The sequence below is a fragment of the Chitinophaga sp. genome (genome assembly GCF_035564935.1).
Taxonomy (GTDB): Bacteria; Bacteroidota; Bacteroidia; order Chitinophagales; family Chitinophagaceae; genus Chitinophaga.
This window is the reverse complement of the sequence record NZ_DATMTE010000091.1, coordinates 1-6,669: the sequence shown is the minus strand read 5'-3', so window position 1 is coordinate 6,669 and position 6,669 is coordinate 1. Positions and strand designations below refer to the sequence as shown.

General features: G+C 46.2%; 5 protein-coding genes. 2 read left to right on the top strand and 3 right to left on the bottom strand.

Features of this window, described 5'->3' with window-relative positions; translation table 11 throughout:
- Together VN105_RS02615 and VN105_RS02610 are read right to left on the bottom strand one after the other, a co-directional pair.
- The coding region (locus VN105_RS02615) for a SusC/RagA family TonB-linked outer membrane protein (RefSeq protein ID WP_325637637.1) at nt 1-2,765 on the bottom strand (2,765 nt) is incomplete at its 3' end.
- A 252-nt stretch (nt 2,766-3,017) separates the two neighbouring features.
- A complete protein-coding gene (locus tag VN105_RS02610; RefSeq protein WP_325637635.1) occupies nt 3,018-4,166 on the bottom strand; it encodes a FecR family protein in 1,149 nt (382 codons plus the stop codon).
- Between the two features lie 182 nt (nt 4,167-4,348).
- On the opposite strand from VN105_RS02610, the gene VN105_RS02605 reads away from it, so the two are divergent.
- Nucleotides 4,349-4,951: an RNA polymerase sigma-70 factor gene (locus VN105_RS02605; protein WP_325637633.1), complete on the top strand. Its 603-nt coding sequence runs from the start codon at nt 4,349-4,351 to the stop codon at nt 4,949-4,951.
- Between the two features lie 19 nt (nt 4,952-4,970).
- Here the strand turns inward: VN105_RS02605 and VN105_RS02600 are convergent, their stop codons facing one another.
- The gene (locus VN105_RS02600; RefSeq protein WP_325637631.1) at nt 4,971-5,378 is read right to left on the bottom strand and encodes a flavin reductase family protein; all 408 of its coding nucleotides are present in this window, start codon (nt 5,376-5,378) and stop codon (nt 4,971-4,973) included.
- A 377-nt stretch (nt 5,379-5,755) separates the two neighbouring features.
- Between VN105_RS02600 and VN105_RS02595 the strand changes: the two genes are divergently transcribed.
- Nucleotides 5,756-6,421: an O-methyltransferase gene (locus tag VN105_RS02595; protein ID WP_325637629.1), complete on the top strand. Its 666-nt coding sequence runs from the start codon at nt 5,756-5,758 to the stop codon at nt 6,419-6,421.
- The last annotated feature ends 248 nt before the right edge of the window (nt 6,422-6,669 follow it).

Genomic DNA, 6,669 nt, shown 5'->3' with positions numbered 1-6,669 from the left:
GAAGGAACACCTTCCAGTTTTTTGTAATCGTCCAGCTGTTTCTGGGTTTTAATTATACCATCATACACATAGCCGAAATAGGAGTAAATGGGATAGCCCTGCCTGTACTGGTTCAGCCCTTCGCCGTAATTATCGGTATTCTTCAGCTCCACCAGTTTGTTTCTGCTATCACTCAGCTGCAGCGATACACTGTACCGGAAATCTTTTACCTGGTCTTTCCAGGTGAGCATCATTTCAAAGCCTTTGGTATTTAGTTTTCCCTGGTTGGTGGAAGGAGGCGTAGCGCCATACGATGCCGGCACCGCCACTTTTACAAGCATGTCGTTGTTGATCTTGTTATAGTAATCGAAGGAGAAAGAGAGTCTCGATTGTAACGTTGCCATATCAATACCAATGTTGCGGGTTTCTACGGTTTCCCATGTCCTGGTAGATGATGCAGGGTTGGCATTAGCGCCCGTCAGGCCGGCATTGGGAGAGCCTATGGGATAGTTGCCCCCGACGGTGATGAGCGGGATGTAGTCGTATAAACCCAATTCCCCTATATCCTGGTTACCCATTTTACCATAGGATAATCTCAGCTTCAGCAGGTCGAATGCATTCATTTTTTTGATGAACTTTTCTTCCGACAGGTTGTATGCTACCGCGGCGGAGGGAAATACAGCGCTCCACCGTTTATCCGGCGAGAATTTGGAGCTTCCGTCTGCCCGCGCTGTAAAGTCTACGATCAGCTTCTCCCTGAAGGTATAACTTAACCTGCTGAAGTAGGAGGCCAGTGCCTGGTTGTTCAGGTACCCGGTAAAGTTTGCATAGGCGGCTTTGGTCTTGTCTGCCAGGTTCAATGTAAAGATGTCGTTGCTGATAAAGTTATACCCGTTGGTAGACTGGCCTTCTTTCCTGGTTTGCTCCAGGGAAGCGCCGGCGGTAAAGTTAATGCTGTGGTCCTGCGATAATTTCTTATTATAATCCAGGTAGCCCTGGAACAGCTTATTCAATACTTTATCGTTGCTGTAATTGGCGGAGTTGGGTGTGTTACGTACATCCTGTACTCCACCTTCCCAGTTATGACGGGTAATGGTACGGTTGGTAGTGCTGCCATTTGCATAGTCGAGCCGTACGGCACTTTGCCCGGTGAGCTTAAGACCCGGAATGATGGTATAGTCTATTTTAATATTTGCGCCAAACCTGGACATGTTGCTTAATTGGGTACCGCCTTCTTCCAGGTACTGTGCGGGGCCTTCATAACCCTGGTAGCCGTAGAACTGCCCCACCTTATTGTAAACAGGCTGATAGGGGAATTGCCTGGTTACATTTGTGAGGGCGCTTCCCAGCAAAGTAGGGGTTACTACTGCCCGGTTATCGAAATAGGAGCGCGTTTCCACAGTAAAATGATTATTCAGGCGAAAGTCATAATTGAGGCGGAGATTATAGCCGTTCGAATTATTTTCTCCGAAACGCACGATACCATTATCGCGGTTGTAACCGGCAGACAACAGGTAGCTGCTGTTCTCCCCGCCGCCGGAAACGTTGATATTGTGTATTTGCTGGGTAGTGTTTTTGTAGATGACCTTATTCCAGTCTGTATACCCGTAAAAGCCCGGGTAACTGGTAACGCCATAGTTCCAGCCGGTGGGATCGGGCGGCGCATTGGCGGCAATTTTGTCAAACACTTCCTGCGGGAAACCGTTGACACCCGCGTTGCGCAGCCCTTCATCCATGAACCTTGCAAACTCCATGGTGTTTTGCATCTTCCTCAGATAGGTAGGTGTTTTGTAACCAATATTGGCAGTATAGGTAACAGAAGGAGGGCCTTTTTTACCGCGTTTGGTGCTTACAAGGATCACCCCGTTGGCGGCCCTGGCCCCGTAAATGGCGGCCGCGGCATCCTTTAAAACAGTTACTTCCGCAATATCATTGGTATTGATCGTATTGATGTCGCCGGGAATACCGTCAATAAGCACCAGTGGGGCGCCGCCGTTTACGGATGAATAACCCCTTACCTGGAAGCCGTAGTTAGTGCTGCCAGGTTGCCCGCTTGCCTTGGTGATGGTGAGACCAGGTACAGTGCCCTGTAATGCGTCATAGCTGTTATTTAGCGGCCTGCTTTCAAATACATCGGATTTTACAGTAGTGATAGCGCCTGTGATGGCCCCTTTTGTCCGCGAGCCATAACCAACCACCACTAATTCACCCAGTTTCGCATCCGAGCGGACCAGCTTTACCTGCAGTGTTGTCTGACTGCCTACAGGTACCTTTTGTGTCTGGAAACCTACATAAGAAATAACCAGTACGGCATCAGGCCCCGGTGCATCGAGGGAAAAGAAACCTTTCTCGTTTGTACTGGCGCCGATGGTGGTTCCTTCCACCGCTACAGATGCGCCTATTAGCGGGTCGCCATTGGTTTCATCTGTAACGGTGCCGGTTATCCGCTGCTTTTGTTCCTTGTCGTTGTTGTTGTTCCCTGGCCGGTGCGCGGGCCTGGCCATGATTAGTACTGTTTTGTTTGAGATGGAATAGCTAACCGGCTGATCGTTGAAACACTTGTCCAGCACTTCTTTCAGGTCTGCATTCTTTATATTCAGGGTAACCGGTTTTACATTTTTTATTACTTCGTTGTTATAAAGAAAATCATAGTCTGTTTGCTTTTTGAGCTGGGCAATTACTTCTGTAAGCCTGGCATTGCTTACGTTAACAGAGATTTTCTGCGCATAGGTCTCAGCCTTTAACTGGACGACGGCTACAACTATTAAAATGGCGGTAAGCTTCATTTTTAAGTGGAAATTGGACGGGGCATAAGCATGCCTCCTGAACAATAATTCAGTAAATTTTTTATACATTTGGTTGTCAGGTTTACGTTAATGTTATGATACAGCGTTAATCAGGATGCCTGGCAAATAGCCAGGGACGCTTCCGACGTTCCTGGTTTTTATGGCTATCCAACGTGGAAATGTATTAGTTCTGTTTTTTCAATATTGCTCCTTTTTTAAGTGATTGGTAAATATTGTTGCAGCATTCGTGGTTTACTGAGTTGGTGTTGTTACAGTCACTTTCCCGGGAAAGAGTTTAAAATGTACATGGCCGATCCGCTCCAGGTTGGTAAGTATTTCGGGCATATTGGATGAACGTGAAAAGGTACCCCCAAATCTTTCATTGCCTGTAGGTCCACTGTATTCGATATCTACATCGTACCACCTGCTTATTATCTTCATAATGCTTTTTATATCCTGGTTATCAAACAGGAAATAACCGTTCTTCCATGAAATGGCATCGTCTGCATGTACAGGCTGAATATCCAGCAACCCGCTGGTATTTAGGATCCTGGCCTGCTGACCGGGCTTCAGCACACCGGCTGCACCGGATATGGTACTGGTCACCTTCACGCTGCCTGTTAGCAGGGTAGTGCTGATATCTGGATCATCGGGGTAAGCCTTCACATTGAAATGTGTGCCCAATACCACGATCTCCTGTTTACCGGTGCGCACTTTAAAGGGGGCTCCATCCCGTTGAGCTACTTCAAAATAAGCTTCGCCGCTTACTGTTACGCTACGTTCCTGTCCTTTGAAGGCAACGGGGTAAGAGATGGAAGACGCAGCATTGAGCCATACCTGTGTACCATCGGATAATGTAAGATGGTATTGCCCGCCCCTGGGAGTGGATAAGATATTCAATACAGGCGCTGCAGACGACTGCAGTTTTGGATGATCATATACCAGCTCTCCATCTGCTGTTTTATTAATAGCCACTGAGGCATCTTCCGCCAGTTGCCCGTTTTGCGCTCCCTTTAGTACAATCTGTTGTCCGTTGGATAACGTGAGCGTAGCACGGTTACCCCCCGGCTTGAATTGATCAGCGATGTCATGGGTAGCGGGCATTACATTGTCCTTTTTACCCGGGGCAATGCCGGGGAAATAGAGGGCGCTTCCCAGTAGCAGCAATACAGCGGCAGCTGCGGCCGGTAATTTCCACCGGCGCCCGTGAGCAGGTATTGTCTCCTGCAGGTGCAAAGATTGCCATACTTCGTTTTTAAGCGCACCCAGTTCTTCCCCGGAAACATCCAGCGGCTCCGGAAGTCTTTGGAGATACCAGGTTTCCAGTAAGGCCAGCTCTTCCTCCGTAATGACGCCTTTATTATATTTCTCCAGTAATTCCTTGATTTCCGGTGTTTCCATATAATATTTTCCGTATCGTTATTATATAGACAGGAAGCAATAGGGGGAGGGGGGTAAAAAAAATAAAATTATTTTAGCGGGGTAAATAGTATACTTACAATGGTATTACGTTAACAAGCCGTGCGCCGGTTTGACATTTATTATGTAGTTTTAAAATAGCTAAACCTTTTATTTCCCGCGGGATGAGTTTAATCATGGCAGAATACGATTGCATGAACGATCTCGAATTGGTTAATTTGATCAGGTCAGGCAATAAACATGCCTTCGCTGAAATATACGAACGTTATTTTGGCGTGCTTTATTTACACGCCTATCGCCAGTTACGAGACAAGGATGAAGCCAAAGATTTGCTGCAAGAGTTATTCTCTTATCTCTGGGTCAACCGGGAAAGTCTCACCCCTGCTTCCAATTTCTCCAGCTATCTCTATACATCCGTAAGGAATCGGGTGCTCAATATCCTTGCGCATAAATATGTGGAAGATAAATTCCTCTCCTCGCTGGGACATGCCGATAGTAAGGTGGAAGCCGTTACAGATCACCTGGCCCGGGAACGCCAGCTGGCGATGATCATAGAAAAAGAAATACAGTTATTACCGCCCAAAATGCGACAGGTATTTGAATTGAGCAGGAAGGCTAACCTCTCGCATAAGGAGATCGCAGCAAAACTGGAGCTGAGTGAGCAGTCTGTACGGAGCCATGTGAAAGGAGCGCTAAGATTATTGCGCACGAGACTGGGGCTGTGGGTATACCTCTGTATGATCGCATGTGCCATCTATAAGCTCTGACAATTCATTGTATTCATCCTCACCTGGCTGTTGCCTCTTCCGTATCGGGTGTAGGATATAGCCTTTCAGGAACCGTTGCCAGTTTTGAGTGAGCGATCTGACCACTTAACCCATAAAATTTCTGGAAGCTCATGATCAAAGGTTTCCACTTATCAGGATCAATATGATGTTTAGTACCATAGGTGAGGGCTAAACGATCTACCGCATTCGCCATATTTTCTGACGGTAAGTTCAGCACGCATTCCCTTGTTCTCAAAATATTTTCGGTAGTCTTTGAATGAGCTGCTATTCCGATCATACATCGGTAGCCATTCCAGAATACAGAAGAAATCGGGGCGATATTAAAGCTATTATTCTCATTCACTGTGCTGATTAAAACTACCGGTGTACCGAAATAAAGAATGGAAGGATTTATTATTTGATTCATAAATGATGGTTTGCGTAAGTGATAAGCAATAGCGCCTGCTGTAGCGCTGCCTTTTATTGCAAATAAAGAATGAATGGAGAATAGGAACAACCCGGTTCTTGCGGGCTTGTCAATTATCGTTGACCGTGGTACAGGCAGCCGGAATTTTTCTTAGTTTAGTATAACGGACTGACAGGCCCTGGGAACAGTTATGTTTTTCTTTTTTCGGAACCTCCTGTTTACAATTTTGCAGCCCGGCATGGTTGCCGGACTTATTCCTTTCTGGCTTGCAGGAAAAGGTTACAGGGAAGTATATACTTTGAGGAGCTCCGTTTGCAAAAGACTTTGGAGATGAATGGCTCTGAATTATTCCAATAACAGCTTAATAAATTAACGCTATGAATACCATTTTTGAAAAAGTAGACCATTACATTGGTGCATTGCTCGGGCAGGAAGATCCATCATTAGTTCAGGCGACGCAGCTCATGGAACGGCATCACCTGCCCCACATCAGTATATCTCCCAACCAGGGAAAGTTTTTGCAGGTATTGGCGCTGGCCTGTAAGGCTACAAAAATACTGGAACTTGGAACATTAGGTGCTTACAGCACTATCTGGATGGCAAAAATATTACCTGAGGATGGAAAGGTGATCAGTGTTGAGTTTGATGCTTTTCATGCAGATATTGCCCGTGAAAATGTGACCAACGCAGGACTGGATCACAAAATAGACATCAGGAGAGGCGCCGCACTGGATATTATGCCGGTGTTGGAAAAGGAAGGGGAGGGGCCCTTTGATATGATTTTTATAGATGCTGATAAGCCTCCCTATCTTGAATATTTCCAATGGGCATTAAGGTTATCACACCCGGGAACGATCATCGTTGCCGACAATGTGATAAGGAACGGCGAGGTGCTGGAGGAAAACAATAAAGATGAAAAAGTGAACGGCGTGCAGCGACTGAATAAATGGTTGTCTACCTGCACAGAAGTTACTGCCACAATTATGCAAACTGTTGGAGTGAAGGAGCATGATGGAATGGTGATAGCGGTGGTGAACAGGTGATTCTTAGTTGGCGGCTCATTGCACCACAGGGGCAGCGTAGGATTAGGGATATCAATAGCCCGGTAGTTAGCCAGCGTTGAGTAAAATATTTTATCCGCTGTTTTTGCTGGTTAGCTACCGGGCTATGTGTTTAAAATAAAGGCAATGTTTATTTATGCCACTGCTTCCGCTTTGTAACCTGCCTTTTCTATTGCCTGCTGTATTTGCTCTTTTCCTGCCTTATCTGTAGAAACGACTAATAATTTATC